Source organism: Brevundimonas sp. FV1ye28 (assembly GCF_058681135.1).
The window spans coordinates 2,469,922-2,493,652 of sequence record NZ_CM178731.1 but is presented as its reverse complement, the minus strand read 5'-3'; the positions used below and the strand labels follow the sequence as shown (position 1 = coordinate 2,493,652).

The 23,731-nt window shown below is 67.0% G+C and carries 23 protein-coding genes and 1 pseudogene; 11 read left to right on the top strand and 13 right to left on the bottom strand.

The annotated features are described in order from the left end of the window. Window positions 1-35: 35 nt before the first annotated feature. Both ACW171_RS12170 and ACW171_RS12165 read right to left on the bottom strand, forming a co-directional pair. Window positions 36-1,103, bottom strand: coding sequence for a DNA cytosine methyltransferase (locus tag ACW171_RS12170; protein WP_492093581.1), 1,068 nt, complete (start codon window positions 1,101-1,103; stop codon window positions 36-38). Window positions 1,104-1,197: 94 nt separating this feature from the next. Further along, window positions 1,198-1,596, bottom strand: a complete 399-nt coding sequence (locus tag ACW171_RS12165) for a very short patch repair endonuclease (protein WP_492093580.1) — start codon at window positions 1,594-1,596, stop codon at window positions 1,198-1,200. Window positions 1,597-2,542: 946 nt separating this feature from the next. Here ACW171_RS12165 and ACW171_RS12160 point away from each other — a divergent pair. The 6 genes and pseudogenes from ACW171_RS12160 to ACW171_RS12135 all read left to right on the top strand — a co-directional run bounded on the left by ACW171_RS12160 (window position 2,543) and on the right by ACW171_RS12135 (window position 10,154). Next, window positions 2,543-3,064 carry a hypothetical protein gene (locus tag ACW171_RS12160; RefSeq protein ID WP_492093578.1) on the top strand — a complete coding sequence of 174 codons (522 nt, stop codon included), beginning with the start codon at window positions 2,543-2,545 and terminating at the stop codon, window positions 3,062-3,064. Further along, window positions 3,003-3,596 (top strand): annotated as a pseudogene (locus tag ACW171_RS12155) (terminase large subunit domain-containing protein); the annotation flags it as partial. The gene ACW171_RS12160 and the pseudogene ACW171_RS12155, both read left to right, overlap by 62 nt. A gap of 177 nt (window positions 3,597-3,773) precedes the next feature. Beyond that, window positions 3,774-4,583, top strand: a complete 810-nt coding sequence (locus tag ACW171_RS12150) for a phage terminase large subunit family protein (protein WP_492096628.1) — start codon at window positions 3,774-3,776, stop codon at window positions 4,581-4,583. 98 nt (window positions 4,584-4,681) lie between these two features. Next, window positions 4,682-7,519 carry a M16 family metallopeptidase gene (locus ACW171_RS12145; RefSeq protein ID WP_492093577.1) on the top strand — a complete coding sequence of 946 codons (2,838 nt, stop codon included), beginning with the start codon at window positions 4,682-4,684 and terminating at the stop codon, window positions 7,517-7,519. 299 nt (window positions 7,520-7,818) lie between these two features. After that, window positions 7,819-9,867, top strand: a complete 2,049-nt coding sequence (locus ACW171_RS12140) for an ATP-binding protein (RefSeq protein ID WP_492093576.1) — start codon at window positions 7,819-7,821, stop codon at window positions 9,865-9,867. A gap of 59 nt (window positions 9,868-9,926) precedes the next feature. Then, window positions 9,927-10,154, top strand: a complete 228-nt coding sequence (locus ACW171_RS12135) for a DUF3072 domain-containing protein (protein ID WP_492093574.1) — start codon at window positions 9,927-9,929, stop codon at window positions 10,152-10,154. Between the two features lie 2 nt (window positions 10,155-10,156). On the opposite strand, the gene ACW171_RS12130 is transcribed toward ACW171_RS12135, so the two are convergent. Beyond that, the gene (locus ACW171_RS12130; protein WP_492093573.1) at window positions 10,157-10,576 is read right to left on the bottom strand and encodes a metallopeptidase family protein; all 420 of its coding nucleotides are present in this window, start codon (window positions 10,574-10,576) and stop codon (window positions 10,157-10,159) included. A gap of 171 nt (window positions 10,577-10,747) precedes the next feature. Here ACW171_RS12130 and ACW171_RS12125 point away from each other — a divergent pair, with 171 nt between their 5' ends. The 3 genes from ACW171_RS12125 (at window position 10,748) to ACW171_RS12115 (ending at window position 15,157) form a co-directional block, all read left to right on the top strand. Further along, a complete protein-coding gene (locus tag ACW171_RS12125) occupies window positions 10,748-13,102 on the top strand; it encodes a PAS domain-containing sensor histidine kinase (protein WP_492093572.1) in 2,355 nt (784 codons plus the stop codon). A gap of 116 nt (window positions 13,103-13,218) precedes the next feature. Beyond that, window positions 13,219-14,076 carry an HAD family hydrolase gene (locus ACW171_RS12120; protein ID WP_492093571.1) on the top strand — a complete coding sequence of 286 codons (858 nt, stop codon included), beginning with the start codon at window positions 13,219-13,221 and terminating at the stop codon, window positions 14,074-14,076. 115 nt (window positions 14,077-14,191) lie between these two features. Continuing rightward, the gene (locus ACW171_RS12115) at window positions 14,192-15,157 is read left to right on the top strand and encodes an acyl-CoA thioester hydrolase/BAAT C-terminal domain-containing protein (protein ID WP_492093570.1); all 966 of its coding nucleotides are present in this window, start codon (window positions 14,192-14,194) and stop codon (window positions 15,155-15,157) included. Window positions 15,158-15,161: 4 nt separating this feature from the next. On the opposite strand, the gene ACW171_RS12110 is transcribed toward ACW171_RS12115, so the two are convergent. The 8 genes from ACW171_RS12110 to sdhC are packed head-to-tail and all read right to left on the bottom strand — an operon-like array spanning window position 15,162 to window position 20,488. Continuing rightward, window positions 15,162-15,494, bottom strand: coding sequence for a PilZ domain-containing protein (locus ACW171_RS12110; protein ID WP_492093569.1), 333 nt, complete (start codon window positions 15,492-15,494; stop codon window positions 15,162-15,164). Window positions 15,495-15,518: 24 nt separating this feature from the next. Further along, complete coding sequence (locus tag ACW171_RS12105) at window positions 15,519-16,319, bottom strand: kinase (protein WP_492093568.1); 801 nt, start codon at window positions 16,317-16,319, stop codon at window positions 15,519-15,521. A gap of 2 nt (window positions 16,320-16,321) precedes the next feature. Next, window positions 16,322-16,642 (bottom strand): 2Fe-2S iron-sulfur cluster-binding protein, encoded by a 321-nt coding sequence (locus ACW171_RS12100; RefSeq protein WP_492093566.1) that lies wholly within the window; start codon window positions 16,640-16,642, stop codon window positions 16,322-16,324. A gap of 55 nt (window positions 16,643-16,697) precedes the next feature. After that, the gene (locus ACW171_RS12095) at window positions 16,698-17,036 is read right to left on the bottom strand and encodes a gamma-glutamylcyclotransferase family protein (protein WP_492093564.1); all 339 of its coding nucleotides are present in this window, start codon (window positions 17,034-17,036) and stop codon (window positions 16,698-16,700) included. A gap of 10 nt (window positions 17,037-17,046) precedes the next feature. After that, window positions 17,047-17,844, bottom strand: a complete 798-nt coding sequence (locus tag ACW171_RS12090) for a succinate dehydrogenase iron-sulfur subunit (protein WP_492093563.1) — start codon at window positions 17,842-17,844, stop codon at window positions 17,047-17,049. A gap of 1 nt (window position 17,845) precedes the next feature. Beyond that, entirely contained in the window at window positions 17,846-19,630 is a 1,785-nt protein-coding gene (sdhA, locus tag ACW171_RS12085) for a succinate dehydrogenase flavoprotein subunit (protein WP_492093561.1), read from the bottom strand. A gap of 1 nt (window position 19,631) precedes the next feature. Beyond that, window positions 19,632-20,036: a succinate dehydrogenase, hydrophobic membrane anchor protein gene (locus ACW171_RS12080; RefSeq protein ID WP_492093560.1), complete on the bottom strand. Its 405-nt coding sequence runs from the start codon at window positions 20,034-20,036 to the stop codon at window positions 19,632-19,634. Continuing rightward, window positions 20,033-20,488: a succinate dehydrogenase, cytochrome b556 subunit gene (sdhC, locus tag ACW171_RS12075; RefSeq protein ID WP_492093559.1), complete on the bottom strand. Its 456-nt coding sequence runs from the start codon at window positions 20,486-20,488 to the stop codon at window positions 20,033-20,035. Before sdhC ends, ACW171_RS12080 begins: the two co-directional genes overlap by 4 nt. 215 nt (window positions 20,489-20,703) lie before the next feature. On the opposite strand from sdhC, the gene ACW171_RS12070 reads away from it, so the two are divergent. Then, window positions 20,704-21,270, top strand: coding sequence for a hypothetical protein (locus ACW171_RS12070; RefSeq protein ID WP_492093558.1), 567 nt, complete (start codon window positions 20,704-20,706; stop codon window positions 21,268-21,270). Here the strand turns inward: ACW171_RS12070 and ACW171_RS12065 are convergent. Next, entirely contained in the window at window positions 21,254-21,673 is a 420-nt protein-coding gene (locus tag ACW171_RS12065; protein ID WP_492093557.1) for an HIT domain-containing protein, read from the bottom strand. The two genes, ACW171_RS12070 and ACW171_RS12065, sit on opposite strands and share 17 nt — an antisense overlap. Then, window positions 21,673-22,572 carry an SIMPL domain-containing protein gene (locus tag ACW171_RS12060; protein WP_492093556.1) on the bottom strand — a complete coding sequence of 300 codons (900 nt, stop codon included), beginning with the start codon at window positions 22,570-22,572 and terminating at the stop codon, window positions 21,673-21,675. The genes ACW171_RS12065 and ACW171_RS12060 overlap by 1 nt, the downstream gene beginning before the upstream one ends. A gap of 152 nt (window positions 22,573-22,724) precedes the next feature. Between ACW171_RS12060 and mdh the strand changes: the two genes are divergently transcribed. Continuing rightward, the gene (mdh, locus tag ACW171_RS12055) at window positions 22,725-23,687 is read left to right on the top strand and encodes a malate dehydrogenase (protein WP_492093555.1); all 963 of its coding nucleotides are present in this window, start codon (window positions 22,725-22,727) and stop codon (window positions 23,685-23,687) included. The last annotated feature ends 44 nt before the right edge of the window (window positions 23,688-23,731 follow it).

The following is a 23,731-nucleotide window of genomic DNA, read 5'->3' as shown; positions in this document are numbered from 1 at the left end:
TGCGGACTTCCTAATGAGGATTTCCTTACTAGCCGCTAGGCAGCAATCGCCCTCGGCTCAAGAATCGATCGGACGACAGCTCCAAGCGCTCCTGCCAAATGCGGTGGAACCGCATTTCCAATCTGCCTGGCGACCTCAATCTTCGTCCCGTAGAATTTGAAGTCGTCCGGAAAGCCCATCAGGCGCGCGGCTTCACGATGGCTGATCGGGCGGTGCGCCTCTGGATGGAGGTACCGGCCCTTCTCAGGTTTATAAAACTCCGTGCGAATCGTGACTGACGGCCGATCCCACCACAGACGGCCGAATAGATCGGTACCGCCGCTGGTTTTCCGGACCCAGCAGTCGGGGGTGATGTCGGGACGGTTGGCCAAGAGATCGAATCGATTTCCACCAGGCGGAACGGCGCGATAGCGCTCCATGCTCTTGTCTGTCGGCGTCCGCCCGAAATGGAGATCGAGCTTAGGCCTCGACCCGATTTCCGTGCCGATAGTCTCGAACGGCAGATCCGCGATGACGTCCCGAACCGTGCGCCAACGCGGCAAGTTCGACTTCAGCTTAGGATCCGCGTGCGAGGCTAACGGCGGGAACGACGGCAGATTGAACGCTGCGCGCCAGCCGAGAATGATCGTCCGCTTTCGGGTCTGAGGCGCGCCATAGTCGGCCGCGTTGACGATCGCCGCTTGGGTGACGAACCCATGTTGACGCGCCTTCTTCTCGATCAGCTCGCGCTCGGGTGAGCGGTAGAGTTCAGCCACGTTCTCCATGACGAAGACGCGCGCGCCTGAGCGCTCGGCGATCTCGATGAAAGGCTCCCAAAGCGCGCGACGCGCGTCGCCGTCGCGCTTCTTGTTGAGCAGGCTGAATCCCTGACAAGGCGGTCCACCGATGACCACATCGGCCTGAGGGACCTCTTCGGTCAGCAACCATTCCTCGATGTTGGCCCGGACGGAACGACCCGGGAAATTGAGTTCGTGCGTCTTCACCGCAGCCGCGTCGTTGTCGATCGCTAGAACGGTTTCGAAGCCACCACAGAAACGCGGATCGGAGAAGCCGAGGCTCATGCCGCCGGCCCCGCTGAAGAGGTCTATGAGACGTAGCGTCATGGGTCACCTCCAGCCGAATCGCCAGAAACAAAAAGCGAACATTGAGTTGCCTGTCAACCCAAAACCTACTTAAGGTTGTGAAGAAAAACAGCCGCTATCCTAGATTCCTTCGGACCAGGTCGGCGAGAGCTTCAGGATCCTTGGTTTGACATTCCCAGATGGTGACGACCTTCAAACCGAGAGCGATCAATGCCGCTTCGCAACGTTCGTCCCGCGCCTGATTTCGCGCGAATTTTTCAAGCCAGAGCTCTCTATTGTGAAGGGGAAGGGTCGTGCGCTTGCAGTCGTGCCGATGCCAGAAGCACCCGTGCACCTGAATCGCCCAGCCCTTGGACCGGTTGGAAAAGTCCGGCGTGCCAGGAAGCGAGCGTACGTTCCGCCTGTAGCTCACGCCCAACGTCCGGAGAGCTTGAGCCACACGTTCTTCAGCCGAAGTGGCCTTTTGAGGGACGCGTGACATCGCGGCAGAGGTACGAGCGTCGAGCGGCTTCACAGGGGTCGCATAGCAGAGAGCATTCAGGGGATCGATCTGACGACAGCGATTGCAAACGGGATCGGGCAAACCTGGGGCGGCGTCGCCCAGCTTCTATGCCCGGTTGCCCGACCAGAGGAGCACAGGGATGACTGTTATTCGATTTCCAAAGGGAAGGCGGCCTCGGCATCAGGGCCGCATTCGCCCACGCTCGCCTCTTCCAGAAAATGTCTGCTGGCTTAGGGAGCCCTATCTCGGACCACAGATGACACCCGAGAGGTTGCTGCTGGCGGCCATCGTCAAGGCGATGCCGGACCGGGCGAGCGCTAAGGTTCTGCAATCGCTTTCAATATCTGTAGATGGCGATAAGCAGGATCGGGCGCTGCGTGTTGTTGCTATCGATATAGCCTGCGGAAGCTTCGCGCCCATCAGACCAGCAGAGTTGCAATAGCGCACAGCCGGGCGGGGATCCGTTCGAACGCGAGGGTCGGTCCGGCCCGGCCCCCTCGACGAGAAAGGGGCCGCCGCCGTCTCCGGCTGCGACCCCTTATCCGACGAGACTTGCCCGCCGGGCTGAGGCGGGAAAAATACGTGGAAGCGAGGGCCGCGTCCAGATCGGGGGCACAGGGCTGCGTTCGAACGGCGCCCTGCGGTCATTGCGGTATGACGCTTGCCTCGACCTGGAAACCGACGACTGCAATCGTCTCAGGCCGTGAACCGCTGACACCGCCAAATTGTCAAACGTCCGGCGGCTGTTAGCGCAATCGCCGCATCTCGACCTTCGCCTTTTCAAGGGCTTGCGGGAAAATGAGGGGCGCGAACGGGCCCAAGGGTGCGGGTCCCTGATAATATGGGGATGGAAAACACATCACAGACGAGCGGGCGCCTGAGGCGCTCAGTGGTCACTTCTCTTCGGAGCGAGGATCCGGGGCCGGAGGGGCAGAGGCGACATCGGACCGGGTATTTCGTGGCCGGGGAACGGGTCTGGAAACGGATCGAGATCGAGTTCTCGGCCGGGGCGACGGCGGAATGGCTGTCGGTCAAATACGGGCCGGCGCTGCGGACCATCCATGCGCGGGCCAAGGCCGGGGGCTGGCGCAAGAAGGACATCGCCCTGAAGGCCGATGCGGCGTGGGACGAGGTGCAGGACGAAGAACAGCTGGCGGAGGAGACGCGGGCGGCGGTGCGGGAGGCCTCAGATCAGGCTGCGACGCGACGGGCGGCGGTGAAGGCGGCGATCCGGGAGGCGGGCGAAGGGGAGCTGGGAGAGGTCGATCTGGGGCGGGCTGTGCTGGCGGCCCAGGCGCAGGCGGTGGCGGCGATGGCGAAGGGGGAGCCGAAGACGGCGCAGGAGTTCCTGAAGCTGGCGCGGATGCTGGAGGGGGAAGACGGTGAAGGGATCGGCGTCGGGGGGCCGTCGGCGCAGGATGCGGCGGCGCTGGCGGCGATCCTGGAGAAGCTGGGGGAAGCGCGTGACGTCGGGGTCTGAGGTCCAGAACCCCTCCACCGCTTCGCGGTCCCCCTCCCCATCTGGCGATGGGGAGGAGACGGTCACGGCCCTGCTCGAACAGGCGGCGACGCAGCACGGGCGGTCGTCGCTCGCATGGAAGCTTCACGCACATTGGGGTCAGCGGCCGCCCGCCGGCGATTGGCGCACATGGGTGTTTCTGGGGGGACGGGGGGCGGGGAAGACGCGGGCGGGGGCGGAGTGGGTCAGTGAGGTCGCGGCGAGGCTGGGCGCCGGGGGACGGATCGCCTTGGTGGGGGCGACGATGCACGATGTGCGCGCGGTCATGGTCGAGGGGCCGTCGGGGCTGATGAACCTGCCGTATCGGGCGCCGCCCCGGCTGGAGAGCTCGCTCCGGCGGGTGGTGTTTCCGGGCGGGGCGGTCGGGGTGATGCTGTCGGCGGCCGAGCCCGAACGGCTGAGGGGGCCGCAGTTCCATGCCGCCTGGGGGGATGAGTTCTGTGCGTGGGAAAATCCCGACGAGGTGCTGGTGATGTTGCGGCTTGGGTTGAGATTGAGTGCGACTTCTTTGAAGGGCGCTACCGCTCGGCTCGCCCCCCGGTCCGATCTTCGATCGGCCGGAGGACAGGCTCAGCCTCGCTGCTTGAGCGCGGAGGGCCCCCTCCGTCACGGTCCGGAAGAGGGCCGCGCCACCTCCCCCACGAGGGGGGAGGAGACTCCGCCTCGATTGATGCTGACGACAACGCCGAAGCCCTTGCCGGTGTTGCGGCGGGTGTTGGCGGAGGAGGGCTGCGTGCGGACGCATGCGGCGACGGGGGCCAATGCGGAGAACCTGGCGGAGGGGTTTCTGGAGGCGATGCAGGATCTGTACGGCGGGACGCGGCGGGCGGCGCAGGAGCTGGACGGGGTGGTGCTGGAGGCCGAGGGGGCGCTGTTCACCTCGGTCGAGATGGCGCGGGCGCGGATACTGGGGCGGAGCTGGGCGCTGGGGGGCGTGAGGGACGGCTACGAGCGGGCGGTGGTGGCGGTGGATCCGCCGGTCGGGACCCTGTCGGGCGAGGGCGGAGACGCCTGCGGCATCGTGGTGGTGGCACGTGCGGCGGGGACGGCCTGGGTGCTGGACGATCGGTCGGTCAGAGGGCTGTCGCCGGCGGGGTGGGCGGCGCGGGTGGCGCGGACGGCGAAGGACTGGGAGGCGGCGCTGGGCTGTCCGGTGCGGGTGGTGGCCGAGGGCAACCAGGGCGGGGACATGGTCGAGGCGGTGCTGAAGGGGGCCGGGGTGACCCAGGTCGTGCGGCGGGTGCACGCGCGCGTCGGCAAGCGCGCCCGGGCCGAGCCGGTGGCGGCACTGTATGAACAGGGACGCGTCGGGCATGTCGGGGAGCTGACGCTGCTGGAGGAGGATCTGCTGGGGATGGGGGAGGCGGGCGGGTCGTCGTCCGGCCAGAGTCCTGATCGCGCGGATGCGCTGGTCTGGGCGGTGACGGACCTGCTGATCGACGGGGGCGGGACCGTGATGGCGAGGGCGCGGGTGATCTGAGCGGTTTGTGACTCTTTGTCCATGTTTCGGTGACGGCGATTGCAGACCGGCGTGCGCTCGTTAATGTCCGCAGCTTCAGGAAAAGGACTGTTTCTTACATGCGTCTTCGCTCCGTCTCGCTCGCGGCCCTTCTGGTCGCCATGTCTCCCGTCGCCGTTCTGGCCCAGACCTCCGTCGCCTCCACCGCCGCCACCTCGCCCCAGGCCGCCGAGCTGCAGGCCGCTCCGGTCGCCGAACTGGTGTCCGAGGTGAACATCCCGTGGACGCGGTTCACGCTCGACAACGGCCTGACGGTCATCGTGCACGAGGACCGCAAGGCGCCCGTGGTGGCGGTGTCGGTCTGGTACAATGTCGGCTCCAAGGACGAGCCGGCCGGCTCGACCGGCTTTGCCCACCTGTTCGAACACCTGATGTTCGGCGGGTCGGAGAATGCGCCGGGGTCGTACCTGGGCCGGATGCGCAACCTGGGCCCGTCGAACCTGAACGGCACGACCTGGTTCGACCGCACCAACTATTTCCAGACCGTCCCGACCCCGGCGCTCGAACAGGCCCTGTTCCTTGAGAGCGACCGCATGGGATACCTGCTCGGCGAGGTCGGCCAGGACGTGCTCGATCTGCAGCGCGGCGTGGTCCAGAACGAGAAGCGCCAGGGCGACAACCAGCCCTATGGCCTGGTCCAGTACGCCCGCCTCGAGGCCCTCTTCCCCGAAGGTCACCCCTATCGCCACTCGACCATCGGCTCGATGGCCGATCTGGATGCGGCGAGCCTGGAGACCGTGCGCAACTGGTTCCGCGAGAACTACGGCCCGAACAACGCCGTCGTCGTCCTGTCGGGCGATATCGACGAGGCGACCGCCCGTCCGCTGATGGAGAAATATTTCGGCGCCATCCCGCGCGGCCCGGTGAACACCCCGGCCGAGGCCGATGTGCCGACGCTGGCCGCGCCGGTCGTCCAGGTCATGCATGACCGCGTCGCCACCACCCGCCTGTCGCGCAGCTGGGCCGTGCCAGGACTGCTGAGCGACGACGCGGTGCCGCTGTCGGTCGCCGCCTCGGTGCTGGGGGGCCTCGCCTCCTCACGCCTGGACAACATCCTGGTGCGCGACGAGCAGACGGCGGTGCAGGTGTCGTCCTCGATGCAGGACTTCCACCGGCTGGGCTTCTTCGACATCTCGGTGAACGTGAAGCCGGGCGTCGACGCGGCCGAGGTGGGCGCCCGTCTGGACGCCATCGTCGCCGACTTCATCGCCAACGGCCCGACCGAGGAAGAGGTCGCCCGCGTCGCGACCCAGTACGTTTCCCAGCGCATCCAGAGCCTGGAGCAGGTCAACGGCAAGGCCAACGTCCTGGCCGAGGGCCAGCTCTATGCCGGCGATCCGGACCACTACAAGAAGGAGCTGGCGGCCTACGCCTCGGTCACCCCGGCCCAGGTCCGCGACGTCATGCAGCGCTGGCTGACGCGTCCGGTCTATGACCTGACCGTCGCTCCGGGCGAGCGCGAAGCCTATGTCGAGGCCGCCGCCGCCCCGGCGGGCGCGACCCCGGTCCCCGCCGCCGAGATCCAGCGCGTCGCCCGTCCGCCCATGCCCGAGATCGGCCAGGTGCCGGATCTGGAGTTCCCGGCCGTCGAGCGCGCGACGCTGTCGAACGGCATCAAGGTCGTCTACGCCCAGGTCGACACCGTCCCGGTGACCCGCGTCGCCGTGGAGTTCGACGCCGGCTATGCCGCCGATCAGGCCAACCGTCTCGGCGCCCACGCCATGATGCTGGACCTACTGGACGAGGGCACCACGACCCGCGACGCCAACCAGCTGGCCCAGGAAGAAGAACGCCTCGGCGCCTCGGTCAGCGTCAGCGCCTCGATGGACCGCACCACGGCGGACCTGTCGGCGGTGACCGCCAACCTGACGCCGTCGCTGATCCTGCTGTCGGACGTGGTGCGCAACCCCGCCTTCGCTCCGTCGGAGATCGAGCGGATCCGCGCCGCGCGTCTCTCGGCCCTGGCCAGCGAAGCGACCCAGCCGGCCGCCATCGCCGCGCGCGCCCTGCCGCCGCTAATGTATGGCGAAGGCAGCCCCTATGGCCGGTCCTTTACCGGTTCGGGCGACGTCCCCACGATCACGGCCCTGACCCGCGCCGACCTGGTGCAGGAGCATGACGCCTGGGTCCGCCCGGACAATGCAACCATCTTCATCGTCTCGGACCTGCCGCTGTCGCAGGTGACGCCGCAGCTCGAAGCCGCCTTCGGCGACTGGCGCGCGCCGTCCACGGCGAAGGGGACCAAGAACTTCGCGGCCGCCATCCCGGCCACGACCAGCCGCATCGTCCTGATCGACCGTCCGCAGTCGCCGCAATCGCTGATCTACGGCGGCGCCGTCCTGCCCGTTTCGGGCACCGACGATCTGCTGGCGCTCAATGCGGCCAACGTGACCCTGGGCTCGGACTTCCTGTCGCGGATCAACTCGGACCTGCGCGAGACCAAGGGCTGGTCCTACGGCGTGCGCGGCAGCGTCAACGCCTTGGAGCACCGCGTGCCCTATATCGTCAACGCCCCGGTGCAGGCGAACCGCACGGGTGAATCCGTCGCCGCCCTGATCGCCCAGTACGACCGCTTCCTGGAAGCCGACGGCGTCACGCCACAGGAACTGGAGCGGACGATCAACGGCAACACCCGCTCGCTGGCCGGAGGTTTCGAGACCTCGGGCGCGATCCTGGGGGCCCTGCGTTCCAACGCCCTGTACGGCCGTCCCGACGACTATCAGGCGACGCTCGCCAGCCGCACCCGCGCGCTGACGGCGACCCAGATGGACGAAGCCGCCCGTGAGGTCATCAAGCCCGACCAGTTCGTCTGGGTCGTGGTCGGCGACGCCTCGGTGGTCCGTCCGCAACTGGAGACCCTGGGTCTTCCGCTGGAGGTTCGTCCGGCCGCTCAATAAGGCGGATCGTCGCGAAACGAAGGGGGGCGGCGAGCGATCGCCGCCCCTTTTTCATGGGTTAATCCCCTCTCGACCTGTCTCGACGGATGAGCCGAGGGCCCGCGCTGTACGTCCTGGCAAGGCGGCTGGGAGACGGTCCGTACATCGGAGTTTGCTGACGACTTTCGCCAAGATGACCCGGAAAGGGGCCGACTTCCGATGCTGTGACCTCGGTGGCCCTAACCTATACGCAATACTGCTTATGGTAGATTTATTAACACTGGGCAGACATCTGTTGGATGGATGTAAGGTGAAGATCAGTGATTACGATTCCGGACGAATTTGAGGAAAATCGTCGCGTCGAAATGGTCCTGTCTTTCGGGCTGGTCGATGAGCCGAGAGCGGCCTTGCACGATGAAGTCGCGGCCCTCGTCCGTGATCTTTCCGGCGCCGCAACGGGCCTGATTTCGCTGGTCGCCGCTGAGCGCAACTGGTTTGCGGGGGTCGCCAACCTCCGGGATACTAACCAGTGTCGCTGGACATCGTTTTGCACCCACGTCGTCGCCAGCCCCGGCACGCCCCTTTGGATCGGGGACGCTGCGCTAGACTTTCGCTTCGCCGACAACCCCTATGTGGTGGGCGAACCCCATATCCGGTTCTATGCCGGTGCGCCGATTGTCGTGAACGGCTACGCGGTGGGCTCGGTCTGCGCGCTGGATAGCGATCCTCGACCTTTCGATCCGGTGCTGGCCGCCCATCTCGTTCGCTTGGCCAACATCGTCGGAGACGACCTTGCGACCAGGCACCGCGCCCGATCGCTCCAGCGGTCTCTCCTCGCCTCCGCAGACGCCCTGGTCGATTGCGACGAGAAGGGGATCATCACCCAGTGGTCCGAAGGGGCCGAACGCCTGCTGGGTTTCACGGCGGCGGAAGCCATTGGCCGAAACGTCAATATCATCGTGCCGCCGGATCAGATTGCGGCGCACGATCGCGGCATCGAGCACTGGCGCCGGAGCGGCGCCGCGCGTCTGGAGCGTCGGATAGAACTGACCGCGCAAAGGAAGGATGGGAGCCAGCTCGACATAGAACTCTGGATGTCGGTCGCCCATATCAACGGCGTTCGCCACATACACGCAAACATCCGCGACATCTCGGAACGCAAACAACAGGCGGCGGAATTGCTGGCGGCAAAAATCGAAGCCGAGGCTGCAACGCTCGCGAAATCGACCTTCCTTTCGAATATGAGCCACGAGCTCCGCACGCCGCTGAATGGCGTCATAGCGGTCACCGAGTTGCTGGCGATGTCCGAACTGTCGGAGGGTCAGAGGGAAATGACCTCGATCATCCAGTCGTCGTCGGACCAACTCAGACGGCTGGTTGGAGACATTCTGGATCTCGCCCGGGTCGAGTCCGGCGAGTTCAGCCTGTCCGAAACGCCGCTCATGCTCGCGGAGACCGTCGAGGACGTCAGGAGCCTCCTGACGCTGCAGGCCCAGGAGAAGGGCCTTTCGCTGGTGTCCGATATCCAGATCGATGATGGCGTGAGAGTGCTAGCCGATCCTCTGCGGCTGAAGCAGGTGCTTACGAACCTCGTCTCCAACGCCGTGAAGTTCACTGAAGCGGGTTCGGTGACCATCCGCCTGGCCAGCACCGCATCCGGATTCCACTTCGAGGTCTCCGATACCGGAATCGGGTTCAGCGAGGAGCAGCAGGCCGTCATCTTCGAACGGTTCCGGCAGGCGGACGGGTCGATCACACGCAAGTTCGGAGGGACCGGCCTTGGGCTGGCGATCTCACGAGAACTCGTCGCGGCGATGGGCGGCGATCTCGAATGCCGTGGCCAGCCAGGCCAAGGCGCCACGTTCTGGTTCACCCTGCCCCTGCAATCCATTGCCGGGGTGAGCGAAACCTCTCCCTCTGATCAGACCGATGTGGACATCACGCGCGTTCTCGTGGTGGACGACAACCCGACCAATCGACGCGTCGCAGAACTGCTTCTGCAGTCCATCGGCTCGGAAGTGGCGTGCGCCGAAGATGGACATCAGGCTGTCGAGATGTTCCTGCACGAACGGTTCGATGCGGTGCTCATGGATATGATGATGCCGGTCATGGATGGCATCGCCGCCACTCAGGCGATACGCCGCCTTGAACGCACACAGAAACGCGATCGCACACCGGTCGTGATGCTGACGGCCAACAGTCTGCCGGAGCATGTCGCAGCGAGTCTGGAAGCGGGCGCAGACGCGCATCTCGCTAAGCCGGTAACGCCGGCCAGCCTTTTAAAAACGCTTGGAAAGGTTCTGAGCGGCAACACGAAGCCCGAAGAAGAGGTGGGACAATGCAGCGCGGCCGCTATGCAACGGTCGTGACGGCCGGGAACCGGGCGCGGTTGCGGAACATTATGGCAACTCAATCTCAGGAGTTCGCCATGTCCGACGCCAATCCCAAGCTCGACACCAACCCGCCGACCAATACGGAAAAGGATCCCGACGACTGGGTCTCGGGCGACGACCCCATGACCGGGGCCCAGGCCTCCTACCTCAAGACCCTGTCGGAAGAGGTCCGCCAGCCCGAGGCGTTCGAAGAAGGCCTGTCCAAGTCGGAGGCGTCCAAGCGTATCGATGACCTCAAGGGCCGTCTGAGCGCGCCGGGCTGAGGTCAGTCCTCGGCTTCGATCCCGTCGATGTCGTCGTCGTCGAGGCCCATGTGGTGGCCGATCTCGTGGATCAGGACGTGGGCGATGATCTCGGCCAGGCCGACGTCGCCACGCTCGCACCACTCGTCGAGGATCGGGCGGCGGTAGAGAAAGACGCGCGACGGCTCCGCAGCGGGGCCGAAGCCGTCGCGCTCTCCGATGTGGAAGCCGTGATAGAGGCCGGTCAGGTCGAACGGGTCCTCCAGATCGACCGAGGCCAGGGTCTCGGCGTCGGCGAAGTCGTCGACGCGGATGACGACGTCGCCGGCCGCCGACTTGAACGGCTCGGGCAGGGCGTCGAAGGCCTGGCGCGCCAACCGGGCGAAATCGTCCAGGGACGGGGCGTGCTGGTCGGTCCAGGTGTCGAGAGAGGCAGTAGGCATCAGGCAACAGGCAATAGGGCGTCGGGAAGGTCGCGGCTAGCGAGATGGCGTCGCACTCCGCCTGGGATACTGTTGCCTGTTCCCTGATGCCTACTGCCCAATGTTAGCCATCCCGTTCGCCCTCGCCGCGACTTCGGCTATGGTCGCGATTCGATCAGCGGGTGGACGGGTATGGCGGAGGCCGATATCGCCTTTGCGGCGGCGGCGGGAGCGGCGGGGCTGGCCCTGTCGATCAGCGCGTGGGCGTGGCGTTTGCGCCGGTCCCTAAGCCTGCGCGAAACCCTGATGGAGCGCGATCGCGCGGCCGGGGCCCTGGGCCGGGCGCAGTATGACGGCGCGATGGCCGCGTTCGACGATGTGCGGATCGGTCTGACGCCCGGTGAGGCGCCGATCCTGCTGGGGCGCGACGAGGCGCTGGAGGCGGCGCGGGTCGCCTTTGCCCACGACGTCCAGGGACCGCCCGGCTCGGCTCTGGCCGAGGCTTTGCATTCGCGACACTCCGAAGCGATCGATGCCCTGATGAACGAAGGCACCCCCTTCGAAGCGCACGACGGCGAGGGATGGAAGCTCGAGGGGGCGCCGGTCAACGGCACGGCCTGGATGAGGCTTTCGCCCGTGGTTCACGCTGCGACGCAAGGCGGTCGCGCGGGCGGCGACGAGGGCGAACATGGGTTCGGGGCCGGGCTGATCGCCGACGCCTCGCCCTCGCCGACCTGGGTGGTGGATCACGAGGGGCGTCTGGTCTGGGCCAACCGCGCCTGGCTGGCGGAGGTCAACCAGCCGACGGTGGAGGCGGCGCGCGAGGCCCACGCCAGCTTCGACCGGGGCGCCGATCAACTGGCCGCCGAGGCCGGACGGCTGGGGACGCATCAGGAAGGCTTCCGCTGGACGGCCGGGGACGGACGGCGCCGGGCGTGGAAGATCATGGCCGAACCGCTGGTTTCCGGCGGTCCGGGCGGCGCGGGCGGGCCGGTGCTGGTCTTCGCCATCGAGATGACCGAGGCGGAGGAGACGCGCGACACCCTGCGCCGTCACGTCGAGGCCCATGACGAGACCCTGAACCACCTGGCCGATGCGGTGGCGATCTTCGGGCCGTCGCGCAGGTTGGCCTTCCACAACACGGCCTTCCAGACCCTGTTCAACCTGGATCCGGCCTGGCTGGACGAGCGGCCGACGCATGCCGAACTGCTGGATCGGCTGCGTCAGCGCCGGATGCTGCCCGAAGTCATCGATTACGCCGGCTGGAAACAGTCCGAGCTGGACTTCTATGAGGCGACGGAGGCGGCGGCCGACGACAGCTGGTCCCTGCCGGACGGGCGGACGCTGAGGCTGGTGCGTCAACCGCATCCGCTGGGCGGGATCCTGTTGCTGTTCTCGGACATCACGGGCGAGCTGAGCCTGCGTAGCCGGTTCAACGCCCAGCTGCAGGTGCAGACGGCGACGCTGGACAAGCTGAACGACGCGGTCGCCGTGTTCGGATCGGACGGTCGGCTGAGGCTGCATAACGAGGCCTTCGAGCGGTTCTGGAACCTGTCGGCCGAGCGGTTGGAGGAGGCGGGGGAGTTCGACGCCATCGCCGAGCTGTGCAAGGCGGCCCTGCCCGACGCGGCCCTGTGGCTGGGGCTGAAGGCGCGGGTGGCCGATCCCGATCCCGAAAGCCGGGTGCCGATCTCGGGCGAGGGGCGGACGACGGACGGGCGGACCGCGTCGTGGCAGACCCGGCCCTTGCCCGACGGGGCGACCCTGGTGGCGTTTTCTGACGTCACGGCGCGGCGCGAGCTGGAGCAGGCCTTGGCCCAGCGCGAGGCTGCGCTGAAGGAAAGCCAGGCGCTGAAGCGCGAGTTCGTCGGCTCGGTCAGCTACGAGCTGAGGACGCCTCTGACGACCATCGTCGGCTATTCCGAACTGCTGGAGACCATGGGCGACCTGCCCGAGCGCAGCCGCCAGCATGCAGGGGCGATCCGCATCGCGGCGGCGCAGCTGACCGGGTCGATCGACGACGTCCTCGACATGGCCCAGATCGACGCGGGCGAGATGGAGCTGTCGCTGGGCGACGTGCGCGTGCGCGACCTGTTCTCGACCGCCGTCGAGAAGCACCGACCGCGCATCGAGGGGCGGGGCGCCAAGCTGAAGGCCGTGGCCGCCGCCAACCTGCCGGCCATTCGGGCGGATGCGCGTCGTCTGGCCCAGGCCGTCGACCATCTGCTGGACAATGCCGGGCGGTCGGTTTCGGAGGGCGGGGCGGTGCATCTGCGCGCCGAGGCCAATGCGTCGGAACTGCGCATCCGGGTCGAGGACACCGGCCGGGGCATCCCCTATCACCTGCAGGCGCACGTCTTCGACCGGTTCGTGAAGCGCGAGCGCGGCGGACCAGGCGTGGGGCTGGCGCTGGTCAAGGCGCTGGTCGAACTGCACGGCGGCTGGGCCGAGGTGGAGTCCGAGCCGGGCAAGGGTGCGGCCTTCATCCTGCATCTGCCGCTGGAGGCGGACAGCGATGCGGCTGCGCCGGAGCTGGCGCTTGGTTAGGCAATAGGCAGTAGGCAGTAGGCAGTAGAAGAGGCGAGTGACGCACGGTCGTCTCGGCTTGCGCCCCTACTGCCTACTGCCTACTGCCTACTGCCTTGATCCACCGGACCTCCGCCATGGCCGACAAACTCCTCAAGACCGCCCTCATCTATGATTTCGACGGGACCCTGGCGCGGGGGAACATGCAGGAGGTGACCTTCATCCCCTCCGTGGGCATGGACATCGGTGACTTCTGGGGCGAGGCGGACCGGCTGACCAAGTCGTCCGACGGCGACAACATCCTGATGTACATGCAGCTGATGCTGCTGCGGTCGCGCCAGAACGGGCAGACGATCACCAAAAAGCTGCTGGCTGAGCACGGGCAGGACGTGAAGCTGTTCGACGGGCTGAAGTCGGACCTGACCGGCAAGGGCTGGTTTGACCGGATCGACGCCATCGGGGCGAAGTACGGGCTGGAGATCGAGCACTACATCATCTCGGCCGGGCTGGAGGAGATGATAGACGGCTGTCCGATCCGCGACGCCTTTCACCACGTCTTCGCATCGAAGTTCGCCTATGACGAACACGGGACGGCCATCTGGCCGGCGGTGGGGGTCAACTACACGACCAAGACCCAGTACCTGTTCCGCATCAACAAGGGGGTGCTGAACCACTGGGACCACGAGCGGATCAACCGGTTCACCGCCGACGAGGACCGGGCCATTCCGTTCGAGCGGATGATCTTCCTGGGCGACGGCGACACCGACGTGCCGACCATGAAGATGATGCACACCAAGGGCGGCTTCTCGATCGCCGTCTATGATCCCAGGAACTCCGAGAAGGATCAGAAGAAGATCTATTCGCTGATCTCCGAGGACCGGGTGAACTTCGTCGCCGCCGCCGACTATCGCGAGGGCCAGCCGCTGGACCTGATCGTGAAGGGACTGATCGGACGGATCGCGATCAACGCGGGCACGATGAAGGATATCGATTAGGGCCGAGATCGCAGGCGAGGCGAAGTTTCGGCTTGCTCCGCCCAGGCCGGACGATGTTCTCTGGGTTGAAGGGCGCAAGGCGGTTCTCGCCGCAGGCCCCAGCTCCGGAGCTCACATGATCCGCCGCCTGATCCTCGCCTTCTGCGCCGTCGCCGCCGTCTGGGCCGTTTCGCCCGTCCAGGCCCAGGACATCACCGAACGACCGATCGATGGCTTCCCCCACGCGAAGGTCTGGAGCCTGGCGGGCGACGAGGCGCGGCCGGTGGTGGTGATCCTGCACGGTGCGGACGGCAACGACGAGGCGGGGCGCAGGTTCGGGCCGATCCTGGCGCGGCTGGGCTATGCGGCCGTGGGACTGCCCTACTATTCGCCGAACTGGGGCGACTTTGGACCGCCGCCGATGTTCTCGGACCTGCCGGGCAGCTTCATCGACATCCGCGTGGACCAGCTGTCCGAACTGCGTGAGGCCCTGCGACCGATGGCGGGCGTGGACGTCGAACGGTTCGGTCTGTTCGGCGCCTCGAAGGGCGCGGAGTTCGCCCTGATCGCGGCCAGCCGCTATCCCTGGATCAACAGCGTCGTCGCCTATGCCCCGACCGACGTGGTGTGGGAGGGCTGGGGGCTGGAGATGGTCGAGGCCGAGGGGACGCGGTCCTCCTTCTCGTTCGACGGCCAGCCCTTGCCCTTCATGCCCTATCGCGGCTTCGTCGAGGGGCTGATGGCCGGGCCGGCGGCGGATCTGCGCGCCATCCACGCCAACGGTCGGGTCGATCATCCCGACAAGGAGGCCGCGGCGCGGATCCCGGTCGAGGCCTATGCCGGGTCGCTGATCCTGATTGCCGGCGGTCTGGATGCCCAATGGGATGCGGCGGCCGCGGCAACGGCCATCACGGCGGCGCGTGAGGCGGCCGGGCGGAAGACGGAAACCCTGATCTATCCCGAGGCCGGTCACGATCTGGTCGGTGACGGCGGCCCCCGCGACGCGACACGCAGCGGCGGAACACCCGAGACCAACGCCGCCGCGCGTCAGGACGCCTGGCCGAAGATCGTCGCCTTCATGGAGCGGACGTTGAATCCGTAGGCGTTCAGCGCCCCCCGGCTCTCACCCACGCCTCGCGCGCGGGGAGGAGGCGGGACGGAACGAGGCCGCGCAGCGACGACTGGCCCTTGAGCTTGAGGCCGGCCTCCACGCCCTTGCGCCAGGCGACGTCGGCTTCGGTGGCGATGCCGGCGGCGATATCCACAATGGTGACCTGGGGCGGCAGGGCGAGCTGTCGGTCGGTGCGGACCTTGAGGCCGCCGGACGAGGTGTCGAGGATCAGGCAGGCCATCTCGATACCGGGCGCGACCAGGACGGCGCGCGCGTTCGCGGAGGTGCGGGGTTGAAGGCGACGGTCGATGGGTTGGTTCAAGGCCACGATACTCAACGCGCGGCGGAAGGTTCAGGCGCCGCCGAGGTTCAGGACGCGCCCTATGCCACGTCCCTCGTCCAGTTCGACCACGACGTCCGCCGCGACGCCGCCCGCCAGCATATGGCGGGTAATCCGTTCGAAATGCTGAACGAAGCGGGCCAGTTCGGTGCGGCGGATTTCTGAGACGGGCGCGGCGGTCAAGCTCGCCTCCTGCTGGGCGCGCCAGTCTAGGACGTGGTCGAAATCGGGAGCCTTGAGGAACAGGAGGGCGTCGAAGGTCGCGAACAGGTCGGCGTAGTCTGTGGCCAGTGAACCGTTGACCGCGCGGCGCCAGAGGCCGTCTGGGTCGTGGTCGCGCTCGAGGTCATTGATGGGGTCCGACAGGTCGGGGTCGTTCTGGGGCGTCGCGCCGAGGCACCAGCCTTCGAGCAGGACGGCACGGGGGCGGCCCTCGAAGATGGGCCACTCCGTTTCCGGGCGGCGGTCGTCGGCGAGCTTATCGAAGGTGGGGATCGACGTGCGGTCGCCGGGGGCGGCGGCGCGCAAACGCGTCAGGATGAGCTGCAGCAGCGCGAGGTCGTGCGTGCCGGGCGGGCCGCGAACGGCGAAGAGGGGATGGAGACGGGCGGCGAGGTCGGCGCGTTTGACCTTCGTCAGATAGACGTCGTCGAGGGACAGGGTCACGCAGGACAGGATGCGGGCGGCCTCGGCGGCTAGAGTGCTCTTGCCCGATCCTTGCGCGCCCGCGATGGCGATCAGAGGCACATGGCCGGGCCGTTCGTGACGGCGGATCAGGTCGTCCACGGCCTGGATCAGCCGTGGATTGACCATTGTCAGTGCTGGTTGGCGGGCAGGCGGACGATCAGGCCGTCCAGCGCATCGGAGACGCGGATCTGGCACGAGAGGCGCGAGTTGGGCTCCACCTCCTCGGCGAAGTCGAGCATGGACTCCTCCATGGCGCTGGGCTTGCCGGTCGCCTCGCGCCAGGCCTCGTCGACATAGACGTGACAGGTGGCGCAGGCGCAGGCGCCGCCGCAGTCGGCGTCAATGCCCGGCACACTGTTGCGGATCGCGCCCTCCATGACGGAGAGGCCGGACTTGACCTCCACGACATGGTCGCGTCCGTCGTACTCGATGTAGGTGATCTTGGGCATGGACCGGGATTAGGGGCTTGTTTCGGCGTGGGCAAGATCGTCTGGCTCGGTTGGGTCAGGCGGCGATATAGACCCAGGCCTCGAGACCCGAGCCGAGGGGCGCAAGGATCCGTCGGTAGTCCTCGGCCTCGTAGACGTCGGCGGCGGCCAGCTCGTCATCGGTAATGCGGAAGACCATGCCGTCGACGGTATCGGCCGGGTCGCCGCTGGGATGCAGGATCAGGTGGTGGGTCAGGCCGCTCTCGGCGATGACCTCCGGGTCGGTGATCTCGATCTCACCCACGACGTAGCCGGTCAGGCGGTCGGGCGTCCCGGTGAGGAGACGCCCGAAATTGGCCTGTTGGACCGCTGGATCCTGAAGCGTGCCGTAGGAGAAGAGAAGGACCTCCGCCACGGCCTGCGTCTCAGGCCGCCTGCTTCTGGCGGCCCGGTGCAATCATCAGCTTCTTGGTCTCGGCGATGGCCTTGGCCGGGTTCAAGCCCTTGGGGCAGACCTGGGCGCAGTTCATGATCGTGTGGCAGCGATAGAGCTTGAACGGGTCCTCGAGGTCGTCGAGCCGTTCCTGGGTCTTGTCGTCGCGGCTGTCGGAGATCCAGCGGTAGGATTGAAGCAGGGCCGCCGGGCCGAGGTACTCTTCCTGGTTCCACCAGTAGGAGGGGCACGACGTCGAGCAGCAGGCGCACAGGATGCACTCGTAAAGACCGTCCAGCTTGGCGCGGTCTTCGGGCGATTGCAGACGCTCGGTGGTCGGATCCGGGTCGTCGGACTGAAGGTAGGGTTTGATCGAGTCGTACTGGGCGTAGAACAGGGTGAGGTCCGTCACCAGATCCTTGACCACCGGCTGGTGCGGCAGGGGACCGATGGCGATGGTCGAGGACGAGCATTCGTCCCAGCCCTTGGTGCAGGCCAGGGTGTTGCGGCCGTCGATGTTCATCGAGCAGGAACCACAGATGCCCTCGCGGCACGACTTGCGGAACGACAGGGTCGGGTCGATCTCGTTCTTGATGTAGATCAGGGCGTCCAGCAGCATGGGGCCGTGGTCGTCGGCCGAGACCTCATAGACGTCCCACGAAGGGTCGGCATCGACGTTGGGGTCGTAGCGATAGACCTTGTAGGTCTTGACGTTCTGCGCGCCGGGGGCGGCCTTGTGGACCTTGCCCTTGGTGGGCTTGGAACCGCGCGGGAGGGAAAGCTGGACCATCTCAGTAAACCCTTGCCTTGGGCTTGATGTACTCGATGTCGGCGGACATCGTGTAGGTGTGGACGGGGCGGTAGTCGATCGTCACGCCCTCGCCGGGTTTGCGCCAGGCCAGAGTGTGTTTCATCCACTCTTCGTCGTGACGGTCGGGGAAGTCTTCGCGGGCATGGGCGCCGCGGCTTTCCTTGCGGTTGGCGGCGCTCTCGATCGTGACCAGGGCCTGGTCGATCAGGTTGTCGTATTCCAGAGCCTCGACCAGATCGGTGTTCCAGATCAGGCCGCGATCGGTGACCTTGATGTCCGCCGAGCGGGCGTGGATGTCGCGCAGCTTGGCCACGCCTTCATCCAGAGTCTCGCCGGTGCGGAAGACGGCGGCGTCGGACTGCATCGCATGCTGCATCTCGTTGCGCAGTTTCGCGGTGGGATTGGCGCCCGAGGCGTTCCGCATCTTGTCGAAGCGGGCCAGGTGGGACGCGGTCGCCGAGGCCGGGGCGGCGGGGACCGGGGCGGCCTTGTCGACGACTTCACCGGCACGAAGCCCGGCGGCGCGGCCGAAGACGACCAGGTCGGTCAGGGAGTTCGAGCCCAGTCGGTTGGCGCCGTGAACCGAGACGCAGGCCGCTTCGCCGACGGCCATCAGGCCGGGGACCACGGTGTCGGCGTTGTTCCCGACCTTGGTCAGGACCTCGCCGTGATAGTTCGTGGGGATGCCGCCCATGTTGTAGTGGACGGTCGGGATCACCGGGATCGGCTCCTTGGTCACATCGACGCCGGCGAAGATCTTGGCGCTTTCCGAAATACCGGGCAGGCGCTCGTGCAGGATCTTCGGATCCAGGTGGTCGAGGTGGAGGAAGATGTGGTCCTTCTTCGGACCCACGCCGCGGCCTTCGCGGATCTCCATGGTCATGGAGCGCGAGACGACGTCGCGCGAGGCGAGATCCTTGGCTGAGGGGGCGTAGCGTTCCATGAACCGCTCGCCTTCGGAGTTGGTCAGATAGCCGCCCTCGCCACGCGCGCCCTCCGTGATCAGACAGCCCGAGCCGTAGATGCCGGTCGGGTGGAACTGGACGAACTCCATATCCTGAAGCGGCAGGCCGGCGCGCAGGACCATGGCATTGCCGTCGCCGGTGCAGGTGTGGGCCGATGTGGCGCTGAAGTAGGCGCGGCCGTAGCCGCCGGTGGCCAGGATCACGAGCTTGGCACGGAACTGATGCAGGGTGCCGTCGTCGAGCTTCCAGGCCGTGACGCCAGTGCACGCCCCGTCCTGCATGATCAGGTCCAGCGCGAAATACTCGATGAAGAACTCGACCTCGCGGCGGACCGACTGGCCGTAGAGGGTGTGCAGGATGGCGTGGCCGGTGCGGTCGGCGGCGGCGCAGGTGCGCTGGACCGGGCCCTCACCGTAGTTCTTGGTCATGCCGCCAAAGGCGCGCTGATAGATCTTGCCTTCATCGGTGCGCGAGAAGGGCACGCCCCAGTGTTCCAGCTCGTAGACGGCCTTGGGGGCCTCGCGGACGAGGTATTCGATGGCGTCCTGGTCGCCCAGCCAGTCCGACCCCTTGACGGTGTCGTACATGTGCCATTTCCACGAATCCTCGCCCATATTGCCGAGCGAGGCGGAGATGCCGCCTTGCGCCGCCACGGTGTGGGAGCGGGTCGGGAAGACCTTGGTGACGCAGGCGACCTTCAGGCCCTGCTGGGCGGCGCCGAGCGCGGCGCGGAGGCCGGAGCCGCCGGCGCCGACGACGACGACGTCGTATTCGTGGTCGACGAGTGTGTAGTCAGCCATCTCAGATCCCGAAGCCGGCCGGAAGCGGCGCAGAACCCAGCGCCAGCCGGACGATGAAGAAGACGCTGGCCGCAGCCAGCACGAGGAAGATCAGGTTCACGAGGCCGATCAGCAGGGCCTTGTTGCCCGGACGGTGGATGTAGTCCTCGATGATCACCTTCCAGGCCAGGGCGACGTAGCCGAAGAAGACCAGGGCCGTAGCGATCAGCAGGCCCGCGTTCAGCCGGCTGGCGAACCACTGCAGGACGACGTCGTAGTCGGCGCCGGCCAAGGTGAAGGCCGTCGAGACCAGCCAGATCCCCAAGGGGATGAACAGGGCCAGAAAGATCTTTTCCAGCGTCCACTCGCCGGCGCCGTGACGCTCGGAAACCTTCACGCCGTTTTTGAACTGAACCGCACCGCTCACAGCGAAACCCTTCCGGTGGCGAACAAGGCGATCCAGAACAGGATGGCCAGGGGGATGGGGCCATAGACGGCGATGCTCGACAGCGTGTCGGCAGACTTGATCGTCAGGCCGTTGCCCGTGTCGTTGTAGAGGTGGCGGGCGCCGTTGAGCAGGAAGGACATCAGCACCACCGTCAGGCCGAAGCCAACGATCAGGCCGAGCGGCGAGGCGGCAAGGCCGAGGAAGGCCGCGTAGGCGTCCGGGCCGAAGGCGGCGGCGGCCAGCCAGCCGACGACGAAGATCGCCCCGACGCTGGCCGCGCCGATGGTGACGCGGAAGGCGATCGAGGCCGTCATGGTGATGTGCCAGCGCCAGGTCTGCAGGTGCGGCGAAAGCGGGCGGGGACGTCCATTGGGCTGAGCGACGAAACGACCGGTCTGGTCGTCGGCCGCGTCGCCGGGAGAGTTCGACATGCGAATGGTTCTCAAAAAAGCCAAGCGGGATCAGGCTTCAAGCGCGATTGAGGATGGCTTTAAGGACCGCCGGAGGGGGGTGTCAACGCGACGGTGCGGCGCAACATGAACGAATGGCTCCGCTGCTCACGCGTTATGTGGAACCGATCACGATTTCGCGTATTTGCCGTAAGCACTGGTCATGTCCGACATCAGACGACAGTCTTGGGGTCATGATGTTGTTCGCGCTCGCTTCTCTGGCCGCGACGCCGATGCAGTCGGCGGCCATCCCCTATTCGGCCCAGATTTATCGGGCCCCGGTCGTGCGTCCGTTCGAGCCGCCCTCCAACTTCGGCCGGGTGACCGAGGAAGGCGACGGCGGGGGCGATCGTCCACTGCGCGTCATCTCCGCTCCTGTCGTGGTCGAGGACTACGCGCGCAGCTATGAGCACGCGCCGTCACGCTCGGACAACGCCTATGACGCCGGCGTCGACAATGCCGAACGCAATATGGACGGCCGGATGGGTCCGCTTGACGGTCGCTGGCTGCTGAAGGACGGCGAGGGGCGCACCCTGATGACCGTCTCCCTGGTGGATCAGGGCGAGGACAGGCCGCTGGAGGGCGCCTATCGGACGGCGGACTCGGCCGCCGAGGTCGGGCCTCTGACGGCGGCGGATCGCTCCGGCGATGCTCTGGTGCTGCAGATGTCCGGCGACCGCATCCATCTGTCGCCGAGCGGCGAGGGCTGGGCCGGCACGCTGAGCCGGGCCGGAGGCGAGCAGGCGGTCACCCTGGCTCGTTGATCCCCTCGATCCGGGCCGCCAGCGCATCCGGCTCACAGCGAACCGCGCCCGGCCTGCCCCAGACAGGATCGGGCCATAGGCCGTCGTCGCGGCGGCGGCCTATGACATGCACATGCAGCTGGGCCGTGACATTGCCGATGGCTCCGACATTGAGCTTGTCGATGGGGCGGCCCTCCGTCTGAGCCAGAGTGCGGACCAGCGCGCCGGCGCGGACCGTCTCCTCCATCAGGACGGCGCGATCCGCCGCCGACAGATGCTCGAGCTCGGTCGCTCCCCCGACCCGGGGGATCAGGATCAGCCAGGGAAAGCGGGCGTCGTCCTGAAGCCGGACGTGACAGAGCGGCCAGTCGGCGGCGAAGACCGACCCGGCCGCGAAGGCCGGGTCGACGGCGAAGTCGGACATCAGTTCAGGCCGTAGACCACGCAGGCCCGATCCGTCAGGACCTGAAGCGGCGGCTGAAGCGCCAGACGCGCGGCCTCGATCTGGGCTTCGCTGGGGGCCTGTCCGGGAGCGGGCGGCGGGGGAGGAGGCGGCGGAGGCGGCGGGGCCATGGCGGCGCGCTGGACCCGGTTACCCGTCACCACGACCTCGTCCACGGTCGTCGCCTGGCCGAGGCCCGAGCCATAGGAGGGCCATCCGGCGAGGACGTCGGTCTGGCAGGCGCGGCCGGTCGGATCGATCACACGGACGGAGCCGAGGCTTCCGCCCGCCGCCTCGACCGCCGAACGGGCGCGGTTGGCGGCGTCCCGCACCGCTTCGCGCGCCAGATTGGACTTGGCGACATTGTCGGGCTCCAGGCTGAAATAGACCTGGCTGATTGCATTGGGCTGGGAGGCGACGACGGTGGCGTAGATCCGCTCCAGCCGGCCTACGTCCCGGATGGTCAGCGTCACCGTGGCCTGGGCCTGATAGCGTTCGATGCGGTCGGCGCGGGTGTTGTCGCGCAGGATGCCGTTCTCGTCGCGGTACTGGTCATAGAGGGGCTGGGTCGTCAGGCTGGTCTCGACGCGGACCGTGTCCACCCCATAGGCGGCCAGGGTCTGTGAGAGGGCGCGGACCTGATCGGCGGCCTTGCGCGAGGCCTCGGCGACGCTGCGGTCCACGACCTGGAAGGTGGCGTTGAACCCGGCGCGATTGGCCTGAAGCTCGACCCGGACATGGCCGATCGAGGCGATCACCGGATCGCGCATCCACCAGGGGGCGGGGACATACTGCTGGCCGATGGTGGCGGGGGGTGTCTGGGCCAGCGCGGGACTTGCGGCGGCGGCGGATAGGAGCAGTGCGGCGAGGACGGTACGCATCGGGAGGGAACTCCGTTTTGTTGCCAGGCCGGAAACCTTGCAGCCCCGCCGCCCCGGGTCTAGACCGCCCGCCGACGATTTCTCACATCGCATTGCAGCAACCGGCCGCAAGTCCCGCTCAGCGCGGTAGGCCACCGACAACGGAGAACTCCATGGCTCGCGCGAAGATCGCCCTCATCGGCGCCGGAATGATCGGCGGAACCCTGGCCCACGTGGCCGCGCGCGAAGCCCTGGGCGACGTGATCCTGTTCGACATCGCCGAAGGTACGCCGCAGGGCAAGGCGCTCGACATCGCCGAAGCCACCGCCGTGTTCGGCTCGGACGTCTCGCTGAAGGGCGCCAACGCCTATGCCGACATCGCGGGCGCCGACGTCTGCATCGTCACCGCCGGCGTGCCCCGCAAGGACGGCATGAGCCGCGACGACCTGGTCTCCATCAACCTCAAGGTCATGAAGGCCGTGGGTGAAGGCATCAAGGCCCACGCGCCCAACGCCTTCGTCATCTGCATCACCAACCCGCTCGACGCCATGGTCTGGGCCCTGCAGAAGTTCTCGGGACTGCCGAAGGAGAAGGTCGTCGGCATGGCCGGCGTGCTGGACTCGGCCCGCTTCGCCTACTTCCTGTCGGAAAAGACCGGCGTCTCGGTGCAGGACATCCACGCCTGGACCCTGGGCGGCCACGGCGACGACATGGTGCCGATGGTACGCCACTCGACCGTCGGCGGCCTGCCCCTGCCTGACGCCGTCGCGGCCGGCTTCCTGTCGCAGGCCGATCTGGACGCGATCGTCACGCGGACCCGCAAGGGCGGCGGCGAGATCGTGGCCCTGCTGAAGACCGGCTCGGCCTTCTACGCCCCGGCCGAGAGCGCCATCGCCATGGCCAAGTCCTACCTGCTGGACCAGAAGCGCGTCCTGCCCTGCGCCGTCTGGCTGTCGGGCGAATACGGTCTCAAGGACCTCTACGTCGGCGTGCCGGCCCTGATCGGCGCGGGCGGCGTCGAGAAGATCGTCGAGTTCACGACCAACGACGAAGAGAAGGCGATGTTCGAGAAGTCGGTCGCCTCGGTCCAGGGCCTGATCCAGTCCTGCAAGGATCTCGATCCTTCGCTGGCATAGCCAGCGGCGCTAACGCGCGCGACGCGGTCGCGCGCTGCTTGAGC

What these genes read in the sequence shown, in the direction of transcription:
- ACW171_RS12170 (WP_492093581.1), bottom strand. Translation starts at nt 1,103, where the DNA reads ATGACGCTACGTCTCATAGACCTCTTCAGCGGGGCCGGCGGCATGAGC.
- ACW171_RS12150 (WP_492096628.1), top strand. Translation starts at nt 3,774, where the DNA reads ATGCTGACGACAACGCCGAAGCCCTTGCCGGTGTTGCGGCGGGTGTTG.
- ACW171_RS12145 (WP_492093577.1), top strand. Translation starts at nt 4,682, where the DNA reads ATGCGTCTTCGCTCCGTCTCGCTCGCGGCCCTTCTGGTCGCCATGTCT.
- ACW171_RS12135 (WP_492093574.1), top strand. Translation starts at nt 9,927, where the DNA reads ATGTCCGACGCCAATCCCAAGCTCGACACCAACCCGCCGACCAATACG.
- ACW171_RS12130 (WP_492093573.1), bottom strand. Translation starts at nt 10,576, where the DNA reads ATGCCTACTGCCTCTCTCGACACCTGGACCGACCAGCACGCCCCGTCC.
- ACW171_RS12125 (WP_492093572.1), top strand. Translation starts at nt 10,748, where the DNA reads ATGGCGGAGGCCGATATCGCCTTTGCGGCGGCGGCGGGAGCGGCGGGG.
- ACW171_RS12120 (WP_492093571.1), top strand. Translation starts at nt 13,219, where the DNA reads ATGGCCGACAAACTCCTCAAGACCGCCCTCATCTATGATTTCGACGGG.
- ACW171_RS12115 (WP_492093570.1), top strand. Translation starts at nt 14,192, where the DNA reads ATGATCCGCCGCCTGATCCTCGCCTTCTGCGCCGTCGCCGCCGTCTGG.
- ACW171_RS12105 (WP_492093568.1), bottom strand. Translation starts at nt 16,319, where the DNA reads ATGGTCAATCCACGGCTGATCCAGGCCGTGGACGACCTGATCCGCCGT.
- ACW171_RS12100 (WP_492093566.1), bottom strand. Translation starts at nt 16,642, where the DNA reads ATGCCCAAGATCACCTACATCGAGTACGACGGACGCGACCATGTCGTG.
- ACW171_RS12090 (WP_492093563.1), bottom strand. Translation starts at nt 17,844, where the DNA reads ATGGTCCAGCTTTCCCTCCCGCGCGGTTCCAAGCCCACCAAGGGCAAG.
- sdhA (WP_492093561.1), bottom strand. Translation starts at nt 19,630, where the DNA reads ATGGCTGACTACACACTCGTCGACCACGAATACGACGTCGTCGTCGTC.
- sdhC (WP_492093559.1), bottom strand. Translation starts at nt 20,488, where the DNA reads ATGTCGAACTCTCCCGGCGACGCGGCCGACGACCAGACCGGTCGTTTC.
- ACW171_RS12070 (WP_492093558.1), top strand. Translation starts at nt 20,704, where the DNA reads ATGTTGTTCGCGCTCGCTTCTCTGGCCGCGACGCCGATGCAGTCGGCG.
- ACW171_RS12065 (WP_492093557.1), bottom strand. Translation starts at nt 21,673, where the DNA reads ATGTCCGACTTCGCCGTCGACCCGGCCTTCGCGGCCGGGTCGGTCTTC.
- ACW171_RS12060 (WP_492093556.1), bottom strand. Translation starts at nt 22,572, where the DNA reads ATGCGTACCGTCCTCGCCGCACTGCTCCTATCCGCCGCCGCCGCAAGT.
- mdh (WP_492093555.1), top strand. Translation starts at nt 22,725, where the DNA reads ATGGCTCGCGCGAAGATCGCCCTCATCGGCGCCGGAATGATCGGCGGA.